Annotated in this window: 19 protein-coding genes; 11 read left to right on the top strand and 8 right to left on the bottom strand. The window is 66.1% G+C overall.

Annotated elements, in window-relative coordinates:
- Positions 1-45 precede the first annotated feature (45 nt).
- From pcaF to BLQ71_RS19665, 11 genes are all read left to right on the top strand, one after another.
- The gene (pcaF, locus tag BLQ71_RS19715; protein WP_074622949.1) at positions 46-1,248 is read left to right on the top strand and encodes a 3-oxoadipyl-CoA thiolase; all 1,203 of its coding nucleotides are present in this window, start codon (positions 46-48) and stop codon (positions 1,246-1,248) included.
- Positions 1,249-1,273: 25 nt separating this feature from the next.
- Entirely contained in the window at positions 1,274-2,251 is a 978-nt protein-coding gene (gene paaA / locus BLQ71_RS19710) for a 1,2-phenylacetyl-CoA epoxidase subunit PaaA (protein WP_069210274.1), read from the top strand.
- Positions 2,252-2,296: 45 nt separating this feature from the next.
- Entirely contained in the window at positions 2,297-2,635 is a 339-nt protein-coding gene (paaB, locus tag BLQ71_RS19705; RefSeq protein WP_074622948.1) for a 1,2-phenylacetyl-CoA epoxidase subunit PaaB, read from the top strand.
- Positions 2,635-3,396 carry a 1,2-phenylacetyl-CoA epoxidase subunit PaaC gene (gene paaC / locus BLQ71_RS19700; protein ID WP_043145887.1) on the top strand — a complete coding sequence of 254 codons (762 nt, stop codon included), beginning with the start codon at positions 2,635-2,637 and terminating at the stop codon, positions 3,394-3,396. Before paaB ends, paaC begins: the two co-directional genes overlap by 1 nt.
- Before the next feature lie 6 nt (positions 3,397-3,402).
- Entirely contained in the window at positions 3,403-3,861 is a 459-nt protein-coding gene (gene paaD / locus BLQ71_RS19695; RefSeq protein WP_074622947.1) for a 1,2-phenylacetyl-CoA epoxidase subunit PaaD, read from the top strand.
- 12 nt (positions 3,862-3,873) lie between these two features.
- On the top strand, positions 3,874-4,941 hold the full coding sequence (gene paaE, locus BLQ71_RS19690) for a 1,2-phenylacetyl-CoA epoxidase subunit PaaE (protein ID WP_074622946.1): 1,068 nt from the start codon (positions 3,874-3,876) through the stop codon (positions 4,939-4,941).
- An 11-nt stretch (positions 4,942-4,952) separates the two neighbouring features.
- On the top strand, positions 4,953-5,714 hold the full coding sequence (locus BLQ71_RS19685; protein ID WP_074622945.1) for a Phenylacetic acid catabolic protein: 762 nt from the start codon (positions 4,953-4,955) through the stop codon (positions 5,712-5,714).
- Positions 5,715-5,779: 65 nt separating this feature from the next.
- Complete coding sequence (gene paaZ, locus BLQ71_RS19680) at positions 5,780-7,816, top strand: phenylacetic acid degradation bifunctional protein PaaZ (protein ID WP_074622944.1); 2,037 nt, start codon at positions 5,780-5,782, stop codon at positions 7,814-7,816.
- 16 nt (positions 7,817-7,832) lie between these two features.
- Positions 7,833-8,603 (top strand): PaaX family transcriptional regulator C-terminal domain-containing protein, encoded by a 771-nt coding sequence (locus tag BLQ71_RS19675; RefSeq protein WP_069210270.1) that lies wholly within the window; start codon positions 7,833-7,835, stop codon positions 8,601-8,603.
- Between the two features lie 99 nt (positions 8,604-8,702).
- Entirely contained in the window at positions 8,703-9,299 is a 597-nt protein-coding gene (locus BLQ71_RS19670) for a TetR/AcrR family transcriptional regulator (RefSeq protein ID WP_043145878.1), read from the top strand.
- A complete protein-coding gene (locus tag BLQ71_RS19665; RefSeq protein ID WP_308421261.1) occupies positions 9,292-10,380 on the top strand; it encodes an alcohol dehydrogenase family protein in 1,089 nt (362 codons plus the stop codon). The genes BLQ71_RS19670 and BLQ71_RS19665 overlap by 8 nt, the downstream gene beginning before the upstream one ends.
- 36 nt (positions 10,381-10,416) lie before the next feature.
- Here the strand turns inward: BLQ71_RS19665 and BLQ71_RS19660 are convergent, their stop codons facing one another.
- The 8 genes from BLQ71_RS19660 to BLQ71_RS19625 form a co-directional block, all read right to left on the bottom strand.
- Positions 10,417-11,241, bottom strand: coding sequence for a 3-methyl-2-oxobutanoate hydroxymethyltransferase (locus tag BLQ71_RS19660; protein ID WP_074622942.1), 825 nt, complete (start codon positions 11,239-11,241; stop codon positions 10,417-10,419).
- Positions 11,242-11,258: 17 nt separating this feature from the next.
- On the bottom strand, positions 11,259-12,032 hold the full coding sequence (locus BLQ71_RS19655; protein ID WP_074622941.1) for a TIM barrel protein: 774 nt from the start codon (positions 12,030-12,032) through the stop codon (positions 11,259-11,261).
- A gap of 93 nt (positions 12,033-12,125) precedes the next feature.
- A complete protein-coding gene (locus tag BLQ71_RS19650; protein ID WP_043145873.1) occupies positions 12,126-12,437 on the bottom strand; it encodes a MocE family 2Fe-2S type ferredoxin in 312 nt (103 codons plus the stop codon).
- Positions 12,438-12,455: 18 nt separating this feature from the next.
- On the bottom strand, positions 12,456-13,517 hold the full coding sequence (locus BLQ71_RS19645) for a fatty acid desaturase (protein ID WP_074622940.1): 1,062 nt from the start codon (positions 13,515-13,517) through the stop codon (positions 12,456-12,458).
- A gap of 4 nt (positions 13,518-13,521) precedes the next feature.
- Positions 13,522-14,481: a sugar phosphate isomerase/epimerase family protein gene (locus tag BLQ71_RS19640; protein WP_069210264.1), complete on the bottom strand. Its 960-nt coding sequence runs from the start codon at positions 14,479-14,481 to the stop codon at positions 13,522-13,524.
- Positions 14,478-15,482, bottom strand: coding sequence for a Gfo/Idh/MocA family oxidoreductase (locus BLQ71_RS19635; RefSeq protein ID WP_074622968.1), 1,005 nt, complete (start codon positions 15,480-15,482; stop codon positions 14,478-14,480). Before BLQ71_RS19635 ends, BLQ71_RS19640 begins: the two co-directional genes overlap by 4 nt.
- Positions 15,483-15,575: 93 nt before the next feature.
- Positions 15,576-16,400 (bottom strand): ATP-binding cassette domain-containing protein, encoded by an 825-nt coding sequence (locus BLQ71_RS19630; RefSeq protein ID WP_043145866.1) that lies wholly within the window; start codon positions 16,398-16,400, stop codon positions 15,576-15,578.
- Between the two features lie 17 nt (positions 16,401-16,417).
- Positions 16,418-17,416 carry an ABC transporter permease gene (locus BLQ71_RS19625; protein WP_074622939.1) on the bottom strand — a complete coding sequence of 333 codons (999 nt, stop codon included), beginning with the start codon at positions 17,414-17,416 and terminating at the stop codon, positions 16,418-16,420.
- Between the last annotated feature and the right edge of the window lie 3 nt (positions 17,417-17,419).

Raw genomic sequence — 17,419 nt, 5'->3', positions numbered from 1 at the left:
GACGTATTCCGACCGCGTGGTCGATTAATGGGAGGAGTGTCGGTCATGGACGCTTTCATCTGTGACGGGGTACGGACGCCGATCGGACGTTATGGCGGGGCGCTGTCCTCGGTCAGGGCGGATGACCTGGCGGCGCTGCCGATCAGTGCGCTGATGGCGCGCAACCCTTCGGTGGACTGGAGCGCCGTGGACGAAGTCATCTATGGCTCGGCCAACCAGGCGGGCGAGGACAACCGCAACGTGGCACGCATGGCGGCCCTGCTGGCCGGGCTGCCCGAGGGCGTGCCGGGGACGACCGTGAACCGGCTTTGCGCCTCTGGCATGGATGCGGTGGGGTTTGCCGCGCGCGGGATCAAGGCGGGGGATTACGACCTCTGCATCGCCGGCGGGGTCGAGAGCATGAGCCGCGCGCCTTTCGTGATGCCCAAGGCAACCAGCGCCTTTACCCGCGCCAACGCCGTCTACGACACCACCATCGGCTGGCGCTTTGTGAACCCGAGGATGAAGGCGATGTACGGCACCGACTCGATGCCCGAGACCGCTGACAACGTGGCCGCCGATTATGGCGTGAGCCGCGCGGACCAGGATGCCTTTGCCGCGCGCAGCCAGGCGCGCTGGGAAGCGGCGCAGGCGGCGGGGCTGTTTGCGGATGAGATCGTTCCCGTCGAGGTGCCGCAGCGCAGGGGCGATCCGGTCATCGTCGATACGGACGAACATCCGCGCCCCGGCACGACGGCAGATAAACTGGGCAAGCTGAAGGGCGTGAACGGGCCGGACCTGAGCGTCACCGCCGGCAATGCCAGTGGCGTGAACGACGGGGCGGCGGCGCTGCTGCTGGCCGGTGAGGCGGCGGTCAAGGCGCAGGGGCTGACACCCATCGCCCGCGTGCTGGGCATGGCATCGGCCGGTGTGGCGCCGCGCGTCATGGGCATCGGCCCCGTGCCCGCCAGCCGCAAGGTGCTGGACCGTTGCGGGCTGAGCATCGACCAGATGGATGTGATAGAATTGAACGAGGCCTTTGCCAGCCAAGGCCTGGCGACGCTGCGCGAGCTTGGCGTGGCGGATGACGATCCGCGCGTGAACGCGCAGGGCGGCGCCATTGCGTTGGGGCACCCGCTGGGCATGTCGGGCGCACGTCTTGTCTTGACCGCGGCCCACCAGTTGCGGCGCAATGGGGGACGTTACGCGCTTTGCACCATGTGTGTCGGCGTGGGGCAGGGGGCGGCCATCGTCCTCGAACGGGTTTGAAGTCGATCAGCAGGGAGGTTCTGCCATGTATGCACAGATGATCAAGTCGGAGGCGACGCAGGAAGACCCCGAGAAACTTGCCGCCTTCCAGGCCCGCATCGACGCGGGCGAGAAGATCGAGCCCAAGGACTGGATGCCGCTGGGCTATCGCAAGACGCTGATCCGCCAGATCGGCCAGCACGCGCATTCGGAAATCGTCGGCCAGCTGCCCGAGGGCAACTGGATCACCCGCGCGCCGACGCTGGAGCGCAAGGCGATCCTGCTGGCCAAGGTGCAGGACGAGGCGGGGCACGGGCTCTACCTGTATTGCGCCGCCGAGACGCTGGGTGTGACCCGCGACGAGATCACCGAGATGCTGCTCGACGGGCGGATGAAATATTCGTCCATCTTCAACTATCCCACGCTGACCTGGGCCGACATGGGCGCGGTCGGCTGGCTGGTGGATGGCGCGGCGATCATGAACCAGGTGCCGCTTCAGCGGACGTCCTTTGGCCCTTATTCCCGCGCGATGATCCGCATCTGCAAGGAGGAGTCGTTCCACCAGCGGCAGGGCTACGACATCATGATGAAGATGGCCTCTGGCACGCCGGCGCAGAAGAAGATGGCGCAGGATGCGCTAAACCGTTTCTGGTATCCGTCCCTGATGATGTTCGGCCCCTCGGACAAGGAATCCGTGCATTCCGAGCAGTCGATGGCCTGGAAGATCAAGATGAACACCAATGACGAGCTGCGTCAGAAGTTCGTCGACCAGACCGTGCCGCAGGCCGAATACCTTGGGCTGACCGTCCCGGACGAGAACCTGAAATGGAACGAGGAGACCGGGCACTACGATTTCTCGCAGCCCGACTGGTCCGAGTTCTTTGACGTGCTCAAGGGCAACGGGCCGTGCAATCGCGAACGTCTGGCGGCGCGGAACAAGGCCTGGGACGACGGCAAATGGGTGCGCGACGGGCTGCTGGCCCATGCCGAGAAGAAGGCCGCGCGCAAGGTCGCGGCCGAGTGATGGCCCCCCGGGTGCGCCCGGTATCGAGATTGGGAGGAAGTTGAGATGAGTTCCCCGAACGCAGCCTATCCGGACACGCCGGATCAAGCCACGAAACCCAAGCGCCATGAATGGCCGCTCTGGGAGGTCTTCATCCGTGGCCAGCACGGCATGAGCCACCGCCACGTCGGGTCGCTGCACGCGCCGGACGCGGACATGGCCGTCAAGAACGCCCGCGACGTCTATACCCGCCGCAACGAGGGTGTCAGCATCTGGGTGGTCGAGGCAAGGCATATCGCGGCCTCCTCGCCTTCGGACAAGGGGCCGCTCTACGAGCCGTCGGAGTCCAAGGTCTATCGTCACCCGACCTTCTTCGACATCCCCGAAGAAGTGGGGGCGATGTAATGACTCGCGACATGGCGTTTTTCGAATTCCTCTGCCGGATGGGGGACAATACCCTCGTGCTGGGTCACAGGGTCAGCGAATGGTGCGGACATGCGCCGGTGCTGGAAGAGGATATCGCGCTGGCCAACACCGCGCTGGACCTGATCGGGCAGACGCAGATGTGGCTGGGCCTTGCCGGCGAGGTCGAGGGTGAGGGCCGGTCCGCCGACGATCTGGCGATGCTGCGCGACGCCTGGGATTTCCGCAACGTCCTGCTGGCGGAACAGCCGAACGGCGATTTCGGCCAGACGATGATGCGGCAGTATCTCTTTGACCAGGCGCATGTTCTGCTGCTGCAAAAGCTGGCCGGGTCCTCGGACGAGCGGGTGGCGGGGATCGCGGCGAAGGCGGTCAAGGAAGTGGCCTATCACGTCGAACGCTCGCGCGACACGGTGATCGGCCTGGGCGACGGCACCAGCGAGAGCCACCGGCGGATGCAGGCGGCGCTGGACCTGCTCTGGCCCTACGCGGGTGAGATGTTCACCGATGACGAGGTCAGCGGGATCATGGCGGGTGAAGGCATTGCGCCGGAGCCGTCGTCCTTGCGCGCGGCCTGGGACGCGGCGGTGCAGGAGACCATGAGCGAGGCCACGCTGGTCATCCCCGACAGCGATTTTGCCCATGCGGGCGGCAAGACCGGGTTCCGGCATTCGGAACACCTGGGCCACATGCTGACGCAGATGCAGTGGTTGCAACGGGCCTATCCGGGCGCGCGCTGGTAAACCGCCATGACCGTGAGTGTGGATCAGATCTGGGGCTGGCTGGACGAGGTGCCGGACCCCGAGATCCCCGTGATCTCGGTCGTCGACCTGGGCATCGTGCGCGAGGTGGTGCTGGAGGGCGAGACCGTCACCGTGGCGGTGACGCCGACCTATTCCGGTTGTCCGGCGACCAGCGTGATCTCGATGGATATCGAGACCGCGTTGCGCGACCGTGGCATCAAGGACGTCAAGATCGAGACGCGGATCGCTCCGCCCTGGACGACGGACTGGCTGAGCGAGAAGGGGCGGTCCCGGCTGGAGGACTACGGGATCGCCCCGCCACAAGCCGCGGGCGGACCGGAAAAGTGCCCGCATTGCGGGTCCAGGAACGTCACCCGTGTGAGCCAGTTCGGCTCGACCCCCTGCAAGGCGCATTGGCGGTGTAGCGACTGCCTGGAGCCTTTCGACTATTTCAAGTGCATCTGAGGAGTGAGGCCCATGCCGCGCTTTCATGAACTGACCGTCCGTGACGTGAAAAAGACCATCCGCGATGCGGTTGTCGTGACGCTGGAACCAGCGAACGGCGAAAGCTTTGACTTTATCCAGGGGCAGTACCTGACCTTCCGCCGCGATTTCGGCGGCACCGAGGTGCGCCGCTCCTATTCCATCTGCGCCGGTCGGGGAGAGGGCCTGTTGCAGGTGGGGATCAAGAAGGTCGATGGCGGCGCCTTTTCGACCTGGGCCAATGAGGACCTGCAACCGGGCATGGTGCTGGAAGCGATGGAGCCGATGGGCAGCTTTCACACCCCGCTCGACGCCACGGCACAGCGTAGCTACCTGGGCTTTGCGGGCGGGTCGGGGATCACCCCGGTGCTGTCGATCCTCAAGACCGTCCTGGCGACGGAACCCCGGTCGGATTTCACGCTGGTCTATGCCAACCGGGGCGTGAATTCGATCATGTTCCGCGAGGAGCTGGAGGACCTTAAAAACCTCTACATGGGCCGGCTGAACATCATCCACGTGCTGGAATCGGACGCGATGGACATCGACCTGTTCCAGGGCCGTGTGGATGCCGAGAAATGCGCCGCGCTCTTCGAACACTGGATCGACGTCGAGAATGTCGACACCGCCTTTATCTGCGGGCCGGAGCCGATGATGCTGGGCATTGCCAAGGCGTTGAAGGATCACGGCCTGTCCGAGGAACAGATCAAGTTCGAACTGTTTGCAAGCGCCCAGCCCGGACGGCTGGCGCGCAAGGCCACCAGCGCCGAGGCGGGCACGCAGGCGGCGCGCACGCAGGCCACCGTCACGCTGGACGGCACCACGCGCAGCTTCGAGATGGACAAGGACCTTTCGGTTCTCGACGCGGCTTTGGAAAACGCGATGGACGCGCCCTATGCCTGCAAGGCCGGGGTCTGTTCCACCTGCAAGTGCCGGGTGATCGAGGGCGAGGTCGAGATGATCGCCAACCACGCGCTGGAGGATTACGAGGTCGAACGAGGCTACGTCCTGTCCTGCCAGTCCTATCCGCTCACCGACCGTGTGGTCGTGGACTACGACCAGTAAAGGGGGACGCCATGACGGACGAGATGAACATTGCCGACTACCTGGCCCAGGGCGGGCGGCTGACCAACCCTGCCAACGTGCCGCCCCGCTACCGCGCCGAACTGATGAAGCTGATGAGCATCTTCGTCGACAGCGAACTGGCGGGGGCGGCGGGCTTTGCCGATGTGATCAACGACGGGCCGGGGATCAAGGAACGCATCGCCGCCGCCCGGATCGTGCTGGAAAAGACCGATCACGCCGACAAGGTGCTGCGCCTGATGGGCGAATTCGGCGCCAATACCGACCGCTACGTCGGCCACCATCCCTGGACCGACCGTCTGCCGCGCGACACGGCGCCGGGATCGACACGGTCCACCCATGACATGCGCCTGTCCGTCTTCAATTACCCGCTGGACGGCTGGGCCGACGCGGTGGTGATGAACCTCTGCATGGGCCATGCGGTCTCCGTGCAGCTGGAGGACATGGTGCGCGTCACCTACCAGCCGCTGGCCGAAGCGCTGCGCGAGGTCCTGCCGGTGGAACGGCGCCATACCGAACTGGCCGAAGAAGGGCTGGAGCGGCTGGGGGCCGAGGGGCAGGGGGCGGCGATTGCCAAGAGCCTGGCCTACTGGCGCCCGCGCGTGGCGGCGGTCTTTGGCGATCCGTCCGATGACCGTATGGCGCAACTGCAGGCCTGGGGCCTGCGCCACGCCAGCGCGCCCGAGATGCGCGCCGAATGGGAAAAGCGGCTGGATGCTGCGCTGGCCCGGCTGGGCCTGACAGAGACGGCCTGAACAAACGGGCCTGAGACAGAGATTCAATGAACCGCCGGGTGCGACCGGCAGGACAGGGGGGAAGGATGAGCCTTCTTGAGATCAAGAGCTATGCGGCGGGCCAATGGGTTGCACCGGGCACCGGCGCACGCAGCTTTGAAAACGCGGTCACCGGCGAGGTGCTGGGCCACGCGGGCAACGACGCGCTGGACGTCGAGGCGATGTTGGCCTTCGCCCGCGACAAAGGCGGCCCGGCGCTGCGCGCTATGACCTTCCACCAGCGCGCCAAGATGCTCAAGGCGCTGGCGCAGCACCTGTCGCAGCACAAAGAGGCGCTTTACGACCTGTCGTTCAACACCGGGGCGACGGCGCGCGACCACGGGCTGGACATCGACGGCGGCATTGCAACGCTGTTCGTCTTTGCCTCCAAGGGGCGGCGAGAGATGCCGGACGGGCATGTCTACCTGGACGGCGATGTCGAACAGATGTCGCGCTCGGGGCAGTTCCTTGGCCATCACATCTGCACGCCGCTGCAGGGTGTCGCGGTGCATATCAACGCCTTCAACTTCCCGGTCTGGGGGATGCTGGAAAAGCTGGGGCCGACCCTGCTGGCGGGGGTGCCTGCCATCGTGAAGCCGGCCACCGCCACTTGCTACGTCACCGAACTGGCGGTGCGGCTGATGCTGGAAAGCGGTCTGCTGCCCGAGGGCGCGCTGCAATTCGTGGCGGGCGGCCTGGGCGACATGCTGGACCGGCTGACCTGCCAGGACGCGGTGAGTTTCACCGGCTCGGCGGATACGGCGCTGAAATTGCGGTCGAACCCGCACCTGTTGCGTGAATCGGTGCGCTTCGTGGCCGAACAGGACAGCCTGAACGCCTCGATCCTGGGGCCGGACGCCGAACCCGGCACGCCCGAATTCGATCTCTTCGTCAAGGAAGTGCACCGCGAGATGACCGTGAAGGCGGGGCAGAAATGTACCGCGATCCGCCGCATCATCGCGCCCGAGGCACATGTTCCGGCGGTGATCGAGGCGCTGAGCGCGCGGCTGGCCAAGACGCCGATCGGCGATCCCCGGGCAGAGGCCACGCGCATGGGGGCGCTGGTCTCCAACGGCCAGAAACGCGACGTTCTTGAAAAGGCGGCGGTGATCGGCGCCGAGGCAGAGCGTGTTTATGGGGACCCCGATGCCTTCGAGGTGCATGGCGCGGATGGGGCCAAGGGTGCCTTCCTGCCGCCGATGCTGTTCCACTGCGCCGACCCGGACAAGGCAGAGCGCATCCACGACACCGAGGCCTTTGGCCCCGTGTCCACCGTCATGGGCTATCGCGACCTGGGGCACGCGGTGCAGATCGCCAATCGCGGCGGCGGGTCGCTGGTGGCCTCTGTCATCACCCATGATCCGGCGGTCGCGCGCGAGGTTGCGCTGGGCGCGGGCGCCTTCCACGGGCGGCTGTACTTCAACGACCGCAACAGCATGAAGGAAAGCACCGGGCATGGTTCGCCGATGCCGCATCTTGTCCACGGCGGTCCCGGCCGCGCGGGCGGCGGCGAGGAAATGGGCGGCGTGCGTGGCGTGATGCACTACATGCAGCGGACCTCGATCCAGGGCAGCCCGGACATGCTGAGCGCCATCGGCAACCGCTGGGTGCCCGGCGCGGCAGAGGTCGAGGCCCCGGCGCATCCCTTTACACGTGGCTTCGACGACCTGGCGATTGGCGAGACGCTGCATGCGGGCCCGCGTGAGATCACGCTTGCCGACATCGAGCATTTCGCGGAATTCACCGGCGACACCTTCTATGCCCACATGGACGAGGAGGCCGCGGCGCGGAATCCCTTCTTCCCGGGGCGTGTCGCGCATGGCTACCTGCTGCTGAGTTTTGCGGCGGGCATGTTCGTCGAGCCGAACGAGGGCCCTGTGCTGGCCAATACCGGGCTGGACGGGCTACGCTTCATGAAGCCGGTGGTGGCGGGGGATGCGCTGAACGTGCGCCTGACCGTCAAGCAAAAGACCCGTCGGACAGACGAGTATGGCGAAGTGCGCTGGCACGTGACGCTGACCAACCAGGATGGCGAGAAAGTGGCCGAATACGAGCTGCTGACGATGAACGCCTACAGCGCCTGAGCGCAGACAGGAGACGATGGACAGCACGGCCTTCGAAGCAGCGGTCAGTGACCTGCGGGGGGAGATCCCCCCGCGCGTCTGGTCGCTGCTTGTCACCGTCTTCGGTGATCTTGCGCAGGATGGCTCGGCCCTGCCGGGCACTGTCCTGGGTGAGATCATGAGCCGTGTCGGGATAAAACCCGAAGCCATGCGCGTGGCCCTGCACCGCCTGCGCAAGGACGGCTGGATCGAAAGCGAGCGTGCGGGCCGGTCCAGTCTGTACCGCCTGACGCCCGAAGGTCGGGCGCAGACCGTGGCCGCCAGCCCGCGCATCTATGCCACCGATCCACCCGCCGAGGCGGCTTTTCTGGTGCTGACCGATCCGGCCTCTCCGCTGGAATGGACGCGAAACGATGTCTGGGTCACGCCGCACGCGGTGTTGACCGCGCATCCGCCCGCCGGGGCAGAGGCCTTTGCCACGCCGATCGATCCCGACAGGCCTTTGCCGCGCTGGATGCGCGACAAGACCTGCGACGCGATGACCGTGGCGCTGTCGGCTGACCTGGCGGCCCGGCTGACGCGGGCCGAGGCGGCGCTGGCGGCCGCCAGTGCGCCGGACCCGCTGCAAACCGCCGCCCTGCGGGTGCTGATCGTGCACAGCTGGCGGCGTATCGTGCTGAAAGTGCCGGAACTTCCGGATTTCGTGCTGCCCGAGGCCTGGGCCGGTCCGGCCTGTCGGGCCGGGACGGCGCGGCTGTTGCAGCGCCTGCCCGCGCCGGGGCTGGACAGGCTGTCGGCGGCGGCCTGAGGCGGCCCGGTCCTGTCCGATGTTGTCACCGACCAATCGGTCAGTTAATTTCCCCGCCAAACCCCGGTAAAGGATCGGGACAGGGAGCGAGGAGAGACCGTGGCACGCCCCATCGCCAAGGATCACGACGAGAAACGCGCGCAAATCCTGAACTGCGCGGCACAGGTCTTTGCCGCCGAAGGATTCGACCGCGCCTCGATGAACCGGATTGCGGCGGGCTGCGGCATCTCGAAGGCCAATATCTACCACTACTACGCGGGCAAGGACGCGCTGCTGTTCGACCTGCTGGACAGCTACCTGTCGGCCCTGCACGCCCGTGTCTGCGTTGATCCCGCGCCGGGTGCCACCCCGCAGGATCGTCTGCTGGACACCGTGCGCGCGGTGCTGCGGGCCTACCAGGGCGCCGACGACCACCACAAGGTGCAGATTTCCGCGCTGGAGGCCCTGCCCGAGGACAAGCAGAAGGTGCTGCGCGCCTACCAGCGCGACATGGTCAACCATCTCTCGGCCATCCTGGCCGAGATCGCGCCAGATCCGCTGGCGGCGGATGCGCGCAAGCTGCGCTCTGTCACCATGTCCGTCTTTGGCATGTTGAACTGGTACTACATGTGGAACGGTGGTGCCGGCAGCGATGCCCGCGAGGAATACGCCCAGCTTGTCACCAACTTGACGCTGAAGGGGATTGAAGGTGTCTGAGACACCTTTGCCCGCGACCATGAAAGCGGTCGTCACCACGGGCAACGGTGGATACGACCGGCTGGAATATCGCGACGTCCCGGTGCCCGTCCCCGGCCCCGGCGAGGTACTGTTGAAAGTTCTGGCCGCTGGTGTGAACAACACCGAGATCAACACGCGCCTGGGCTGGTATTCCTCCGGGGTCACGACGGACACGGCGGCCACCTCCGATGGACCGCCCGAGGAGCGCGCCGATGGGGGCTGGAACGCGGCCACGCCCTTTCCGCTGATCCAGGGCACCGATTGCTGCGGACGGGTCGTGCAGGCGGCGCCGGATGCGGACCAGAAACTGATCGGTCGGCGGGTCCTGGTGCGGCCCTGCATGCGGACGCGCGGTTTCGATCATATGGACACGGTGTGGATGGCGTCGGATTTCGACGGTGCCTTTGCCCAATACGTCAAGGTGCCCGCGACCGAGGTCTTTTCCGTCGACTGCGACTGGAGCGATGCGGAGCTGGCCTCTGTGCCCTGCGCCTACGGCACGGCCGAGAACATGCTGCAGCGCGCGGGACTGCGCGCCGGAGAGCGTGTGCTGGTCAGCGGCGCCTCGGGCGGGGTGGGCTCGGCCACGGTGCAACTGGCCGCGCGGCGCGGTGCCGAGGTCATTGCCCAGACCAGCCCCGGCAAGATGGAGCTGCTGTACGAGCTGGGGGCATCCCGGTGCATCGCACGGGCGGATGACCCGGAAAAGGTTCTGGGCGCCGGCAGCATCGACCTGGTGGTCGACAATGCCGCCGGGGACGGGTTTCCGGGCAGGCTCGCGGTGCTGCGGCGGGGCGGGCGGCTGGTGAGCTCCGGGGCCATCGCCGGGCCGGTGGTGCCGCTGGACATGCGCGAGCTGTACCTGCACGACCGGCAGGTGATCGGCACCACGGCCTGGGATGAGACGGTCTTTCCCGACCTCATCGGCTATGTCGAACGGGGCGAGATCCGCCCGCTGGTGGCCCGGACCTATCCGCTGCACCAGATCGTGACGGCGCAGAGGGATTTCCTGGCCAAGACCCATGTCGGCAAGTTCGTCCTGATCCCGCCCGGGGTCTGATCCCCCGGGCCGGGTGTTTGGCGATCGAAGTGCGGGTCAGGCGCGGGCCGCGGCCATGAAGGCGTCGAACTCGGCGTCCTGGATCGTGACGCTGTGCTGATCCGCCGGATACCCGCCACTGTCCACGTCGGCCTTGTATTCCCTGAAGGCGGCGATGCGTTCGGCCTGCAGTCTTTCCAGCTCGGGCGCGAAGTTGCGGTAGGTCTTGCCGTGGCGCGGCTTGTGGGTCTTGCCATAGCCACAGACATCCTCGGTAAAGAGATACTGCGCATCGGCGTATTTACCCGCCCCCATGCCCAGCATGACCAGCGAGGAGTTTTCGGTCAGGTACCTGGCCACGCGGTCCGGCACGACTTCCAGCTCGGCGCCGAAGACGCCGATACGTTCCAGCATCTGCGTATGGTGCCACAGGGCCAGCGCCTCGTCGGCAGTCTTGCCCACCGCGCGCCAACCGGTCCAGGTGATGTAGGACGGGATCAGGCCGATGTGGCCCACCACCGCGATGTGATTGTCGCACAGCAGTTTCTGGATGTCGTAGGAGGCCGCGCAATAGACCGCGTCGCCGCCAAGCGCCGCGTAGTGGAAGGCGGCGCGCAAGTAGTCCTCTCCGGTGGCCAGCGGGCGGCCTTGGAAACTGCCCCAGCCGCCGTAGGGCAGGCCGACCTGGACGAAACAGTCGCCCGCCGCCTCGCGCATTTCAGCGTCGAAGAACCGGCCCTCGATCGACAGCATGTGGATGCCGGCTTCGGCGGCCGCGGCGGCCTCGTCTGGGGTGGTGACGAAAAGCATCGAGATCTTTTCGCCGCGTTTCTTCATGGCGCGGATGTCCGAGACAAGCGGACGGTTGTGGTAGATGCTCATGGGATCGTTCCTTGACGTCAGACCGTGAAGGCCGCGCGGAAGGCCTCCAGCGCGGTTTCGGGATCGGTCTTGGCATAGCCCTCGAAGGCGACCGGGCCATCATAGCCCATGTCGGCCAGCGCGCGGGCGATGACGGGATAGTTCATCTCTCCGGTCCCCGGCTCGAACCGGCCCGGGTTGTCGGCGACCTGGTATTCTCCGATCCAGGGCAGGCAGGCCTCGGCCCAGCGGATCACGTCACCCTCGCCGATCTGGGTGTGGTACAGATCGAGGTTGATGCGCAGCTGCGGCCGGTCCACCGCCGAGACCAGCGACAGCACGTCGGCGCTCGTGTTGAAGGGACAGCCCGGATGTTCGCGCAGGTTGAGGTTCTCCAGGGTGAAGGTCACGCCCTCTTCCTCGGCCATGTCGCAGATCCGGTGCAGCGTATCGCGCGCGCGCAGCCACATGCCGGGGGCATAGGCCGTGTGCTGCGGGATCGGCAGGCCGCCGTCGCCCAGGCCGGTGCCGTGCAGGTTCAGCCGCGCGACGCCCAGCCGCTTGCCGACCTGCGCGGTTTCACGGGCGGAGTTCACCAGCAGGTCGGCGCCTTCGGCATCCGACAGGCGGCCGCGCAGATAGCCGTTCATGATGGTGAAACTGGCGCCGGTTTTTTCCAGTGCATCCAGGTCCCATTCGGGCCAGTTCCAGAGACCGACGCCAAAGCCCATCTCGTGCAGGCGCGCGGCGCGCCAGGCGATGGGCTTGTCCAGCCAGAGCATTTCCGCGCAGGCGGCGAGTTGGAAGGTCATGCGCTTTCCTTTCGTGTGGGGGGCCGACGGATCGGACTGTCAGATTGGCCCGCGGCCCCAGGTCGGGTCCGGGGCCGGGGCCGGGTCGCCGCCTCACAGTTCGACGAAGACGCGGCCGTTCTCGACCTTGGTGGGATAGGTGTGCAGGTTCTCGCAGGCGGGCGGCGTTTCCACCTCTCCGGTGGAACAGTCGAAGATCGACGAATGCTTGGGGCATTCGATGGTCGCCTCGACCACCAGCCCGTCTTCAAGGTGCACGTCCTCGTGGGTGCACAGCCCGTCGGTGCAATAGTAGTTGTCCTGGTGGTCGCGCACGATCACGAAAGTCCGGCTGCCGTGATCGAAACGGATCACGTCCTCTTCGTCGATGTCGCTTGCGGCACAGGCGTCAATCCAGTCTGCCATTGGGGTCTCCTTGGTCTGTCAGCCGGCGCTGGCGCGCGGGCCGTCGTGGTAGGGGTGGGCGCTGTCGGGCAGGGGACGGCGCAGGTGGAAATCGGGGTCGTGCCGCTGGCGCCAGAGCACTGGCAGCATCTCGGCAAAGGCCTGCGGGATCGATCTGTTCGGCGCCGGGAAATCAAAGGCGCAGACCCGGTGCAGCTCCGGCAGGCGGTAATAGGGCACCAGCGGGAACATGTGGTGTTCGACGTGGTAGTTCATGTTCCAGTAGATGAAGCGGCTGACCGGGTTCATGTAGACCGTGCGGCTGTTGAGCCGGTGATCCAGCGCGTTGTCGTCCAGCCCGCCGTGTTGCAGCCAGCCGGTCAGGACCATGTGCCAGCAGCCGTACAGGCGCGGCAGGCCGATCAGCAGCAACGGGACCCAGGACAGGAACAGGACGGCGGTCAGGACGGTCAGCGCGTAGATCGCCAGCCAGATCCGCGCGGTGCGGAAGGTTTTCGGGTAAAAGACCGCTTCGACATAGGTCTCCTCGTCCGGCAGCATCCGGCCAGAGGCATGGACGACCATGCGGCGCAGCCCGTCGGGCACATCGACCAGCCCCAGAAGGTTCGAGGCGACCTTGAGCGCCACGACCGGCCGCATGATGGCGATTTCCGGATCGCGGCCCACGATGATCGTGTCGGAATGGTGCCGGGCGTGGCTGTATTTCCAGCACCACGGGTCGCGCATCATGCAGAAACAGGCGACCTGGTAGACAAGCTGGTTCATCCAGCGCGTCTTGAAGGCGGTGCCGTGCCCGCATTCGTGCCAGCGCGAGTCCATCGCCGACCCATAAAGCACGCCATAGGCAAGCCAGAAGGGCACGGACCACCATGAGGGCATCAGCGCGATGGCGATCCCTGCAAGGACCACCATCAGCCCGAACAGAAGGATCGTGTCGCGGATGGCGGGCTGATCGGCACGTTTCATCAGCGCCTTCATCTGCTTGCGGTCGATGGGCGTTCTGTACCAGTCCTCGGTCACCAGCCCCGCATCGACGGCGCGGCGGGCATCCGGCCCGGTCAGGCTGTAGTCGCGGGGCATTGGCTCAGATCTCCTGCGGTTTGAAATCGGCCGGGGCCGAGGGCATCACGTTCTGCAGGAGCGCCACGGATTTCTCCAACCCTTCGAGCGCGTTCAGCAGGACGTCCTCGTGTTCGATCGACAGCCAGCCGTCGTAACCCGCCATCCGCAGCCGGTAGCAGAACTGCCGCCACCATTCCTCGCCGTGGCCAAAACCCAGCGTGATGTAGGACCAGCTGCGCGCCGGGATATCCATGAGAGAGCCGTTTTCCAGCAGCGATGTCGTCGCCTGCACCGGCGCGTTCAGAAGCGTGTCCTTGGCGTGGACGTGGTAGATGGCCTCTCCCAGCGCCTCGGCGGCGACCAGCGGGTCGGCGCCCATCCACATCAGGTGGCTGGGGTCCAGGTTGGCGCCGATCACCGGGCCGATGGCCTCGCGCAGCTTGAACAGCGAGGGCACGTTGTAGACGCATTGGTTGCCGTGCAGCTCCAGCGCGATCCGTTTCACGCCGCTTTCGCGGGCGACGGCGGCGACGCCCTCCCAGAACGGCAAAAGCACATCGTCCCATTGAAAGCGCAGGATCTCCTGCGTCTCCGGCGGCCAGGAGGAGACCACCCAGTTCGGCATGGTGTCGCCGGGTGCGCCCGCGGGCAGGCCGGACATGGTGCAGACCGTCTCGATCCCCATTTCGCCGGCGGTGCGTATCGTGTCCAACAGGGCATCCCCCTGGGTCCGGTCGGTGGGATGCAGCGGGTTGCCGTTGGCATTCAGGCTGATGATCTCCAGCCCGTGATCCGCGAATTTCTGTCGATAGGCCTTTTGCGCGGCGCTATTGCCCAGCATCTTGGCCAGGTCGAAATGCGGTGCGGTGGTCCAGCCGCAGGTGTTCACCTCGATGCCGGATACACCCATGCGCCGGGCATGGGCCAGCATGTCGTCCAGCGACATGGCGCCGAGACTGTCGGAGACAAAGCCAAGTTTCATGCGTAGAACTCCGGTTTGGCGATCATCTGGACCGCGCATTTCCGACCTGTTTCCAGCGCGGTGACGCCGGTCTGCGCGACCTGCGCGGCGCAGTAGCCGTCCCAGCAATCCGCAGCCGTCGCCGGGAAGGCGCCGGTTTCGACAAAGCGCAGGAAGTCGCGGTTCTGGCGGACGTAGGCCTCGTGGTAGCGCCCGCGCCAGTCGGCCTCGTAGCGGGTGGCGGCGGCCAGTTTCATGTCGGTGCGGGTGTAGGCGACGTTGTTCGTGGCGATGCTGCCCTGCTCGCCCACCAGTTCCGCGCGCACGTCGTATCCGTAGGCGGCGTTGTTGTTGACCTCGATGGTCACAAGCTGGCCGTCATCGGTTTCCAGCACCATGACGACCGGGGCCACCACGGAGTCCGATCGCCGGGGCTGGTAGGCAGAGATCGCGGTGTAGTCGCAGTTCAGGACGTGGCGGACCACGTCGAACTCATGCGGCGCGGAATTGGTGATCGCCATCGCGCCGGTGAAATCGGCCGCCGGGGTTTCCACGTTGCGGTGAAAGTTGTGCATCATCAGCGCGCGGCCCAGCTGGCCGCCTGTCAGCGCCTCTTTCATCTCGACGTAGGACTGGTCGTAGCGGCGCATGAAGCCCAGCATGACGTGTTTGGCCCCCGCGGCCTCTTCGGCCTGCATGACCTCGATGCATTCTTGCGGCGATTGCGACAGGGGTTTCTCGCAGAGCACCCGCTTGCCCGCGCGGATAGAGGCCGTGCTGAGCGGCGCATGGGTGAAATCGGGGCTGGCAATGATGACCGCGTCGACATCGTCGCGGGCGATGGCGGCCTCTGGATCGGTCGAGACATCGGTGGCGCCCAGCCTGTCAGCCACCGCGCGCGCGCGGGCGGCGTCCATGTCGCAGACCAACTGAAGGGTGGCCCCGGGCAGGTCCTCTGCCACGATTGCGGCGTGATCGGCCCCCATCAGTCCCGCGCCGATCACGGCGATGCGAATGCTCATCTTGTGCTCCGTCATGATATTGGGTTCGCGAAGGATGCCCGCGAACGCGTTGCCGTCAAACGCCACGAGGGCGTTTGCATGATGTGAAAGACCTCAGTGCACCGGCGGCGGCACATGGCCGTCATGGCTTTCCATGTAGCCTTCGATGCTGGATTCCAGGTCGGCCATGCTTTCGCCACCGGCCATCAGGTCGGCGATTTCCTCGCGGGTCTTCTCGCCCTTGCGGAAGTCGGCGGCGATGGCGCCACGGATCAGGACGGCGAAATGATCGCCCACGGCCATCGCGTGCATGACCTGGTGGGTGATGAAGATCACCGCCAGCCCGCGCCGCTTGGCCTCGTTCACGATGCGCAGGACATGGGCGGCCTGTTTCACCCCCAGCGCGGCGGTCGGCTCGTCGAGGATCAGCACGCGGGCGCCGAAATGCACCGCGCGGGCGATGGCCAGCGACTGCCGTTCCCCGCCCGACAGGCCGCCGACCAGGCGGTCGCCGTCGTCGATGCGGGTGATGCCGAAGTTCTGCACCGCCTCGACGGCGATCCGGTTGGCGGTCTTGCGGTCGTAGACCTTGAACGGCCCCCAGCCCCGGGTCGGTTCGACTCCGGCGAAAAAGCTGCGCCCGATGGACATCAGGGGAAAGGTGCCGCCGAACTGGTGCACCGTGGCAATGCCCATTTCCTGTGCCTGCTTGGGCCGGGAAAAGCGCACCGGCTGGCCGTCCAGCAGGATCTCTCCGCGGGTGGGTTGATGCACGCCGGCCAGTGTCTTGATCAGCGTCGACTTGCCAGCGCCATTGTCGCCCAGCAGGCAGAGCACCTCGCCCTCGTTCACCTTGAGCGAGATTTCATGCAGCACGTCGATGGGGCCGAAACTCTTGTCGACATTGCGAAGTTCGATCACGGGGGTCTTGTCAGCCATTGGTCCGGGCCTCCCTCTCAAGCGGGTTTCTTCTTGCGGACGGCGGTCATCGCCAGGGTCCGGAAGTTTTCGTTCATGGCGACGGCCACCAGCAGCATCACCCCGATGATCAGGTTCGACCAGTTGCGGTCGATCTGGGTAAAGTAGATGCCCTGGTTGACCACCGCGAAGGTGAGCGTGCCAAAGAAGATCCCGGCCACAGAGCCAAAGCCGCCGGTCAGCAGGGTGCCGCCGACGACGACGCTGACGATCACGTTGAAGATGATGTTCATGCCGCCCGAGACCTGGGCCGAATTGAACAGGATCGCCTGGCACATGCCGGTAAAACTGGCGGCCGTGGCCGACAGGATGAAGAGCGCGACGGTCATCTGGCGGACGGGAATGCCGGCGTTGCGGGCGCTGTCCTTGTCGCCGCCCATCGCGAAGATCCAGTTGCCGTAGCGCGTGGCATGCATCACGAACCACAGGACCAGCGCCAGCGCGATCCACCACAGGATGATGACCTGGTGGCTGCCGCCGATCAGCTGGCCAAAGGTGAATTTGGCCCAGTCCGGGGCGGTCAGCGCGACGCTGGCCTTGCCGGTCAGGATCTTGGCGGCGGCCAGGACGACACCCTGCATGGCGACCAGCGTGCCCAGCGTGATGATCAGCGAGGGGACCGTGGTGCGGTTGGCCAGCACGCCGTTGATCGTGCCCACGATCACGCCCAGACCCAGCGCGCAGATCATGCCGACGGCGATGGGCAGTTCGTAATGGCCCGAGACGATGGCGGTGGTCATCGACCCCGCCGGGATCATCGCCCCGATCGAGATGTCCAGCTCGCCCGCGATCATCAGCATGCCCACCGGAATGGCCACGATCCCGAGGTTGGCTGCAAAGTTCACCCAGCTGGCGGCGCCCGCCAGTTTGCCCAGGTCCACGCCGCCGAAGATCACGAAGAAGGCGATCACGCCGACCAGGCTGAGGATGGCGCCCGCGGCGGGCTTGCGCAGGAAGGTTCCGAAGAGGTCTGTCATGGT

Source organism: Antarctobacter albus, assembly GCF_900101505.1.
GTDB lineage: Bacteria > Pseudomonadota > Alphaproteobacteria > Rhodobacterales > Rhodobacteraceae > Antarctobacter > Antarctobacter albus.
This window is presented reverse-complemented; position numbering and strand designations above follow the sequence as displayed.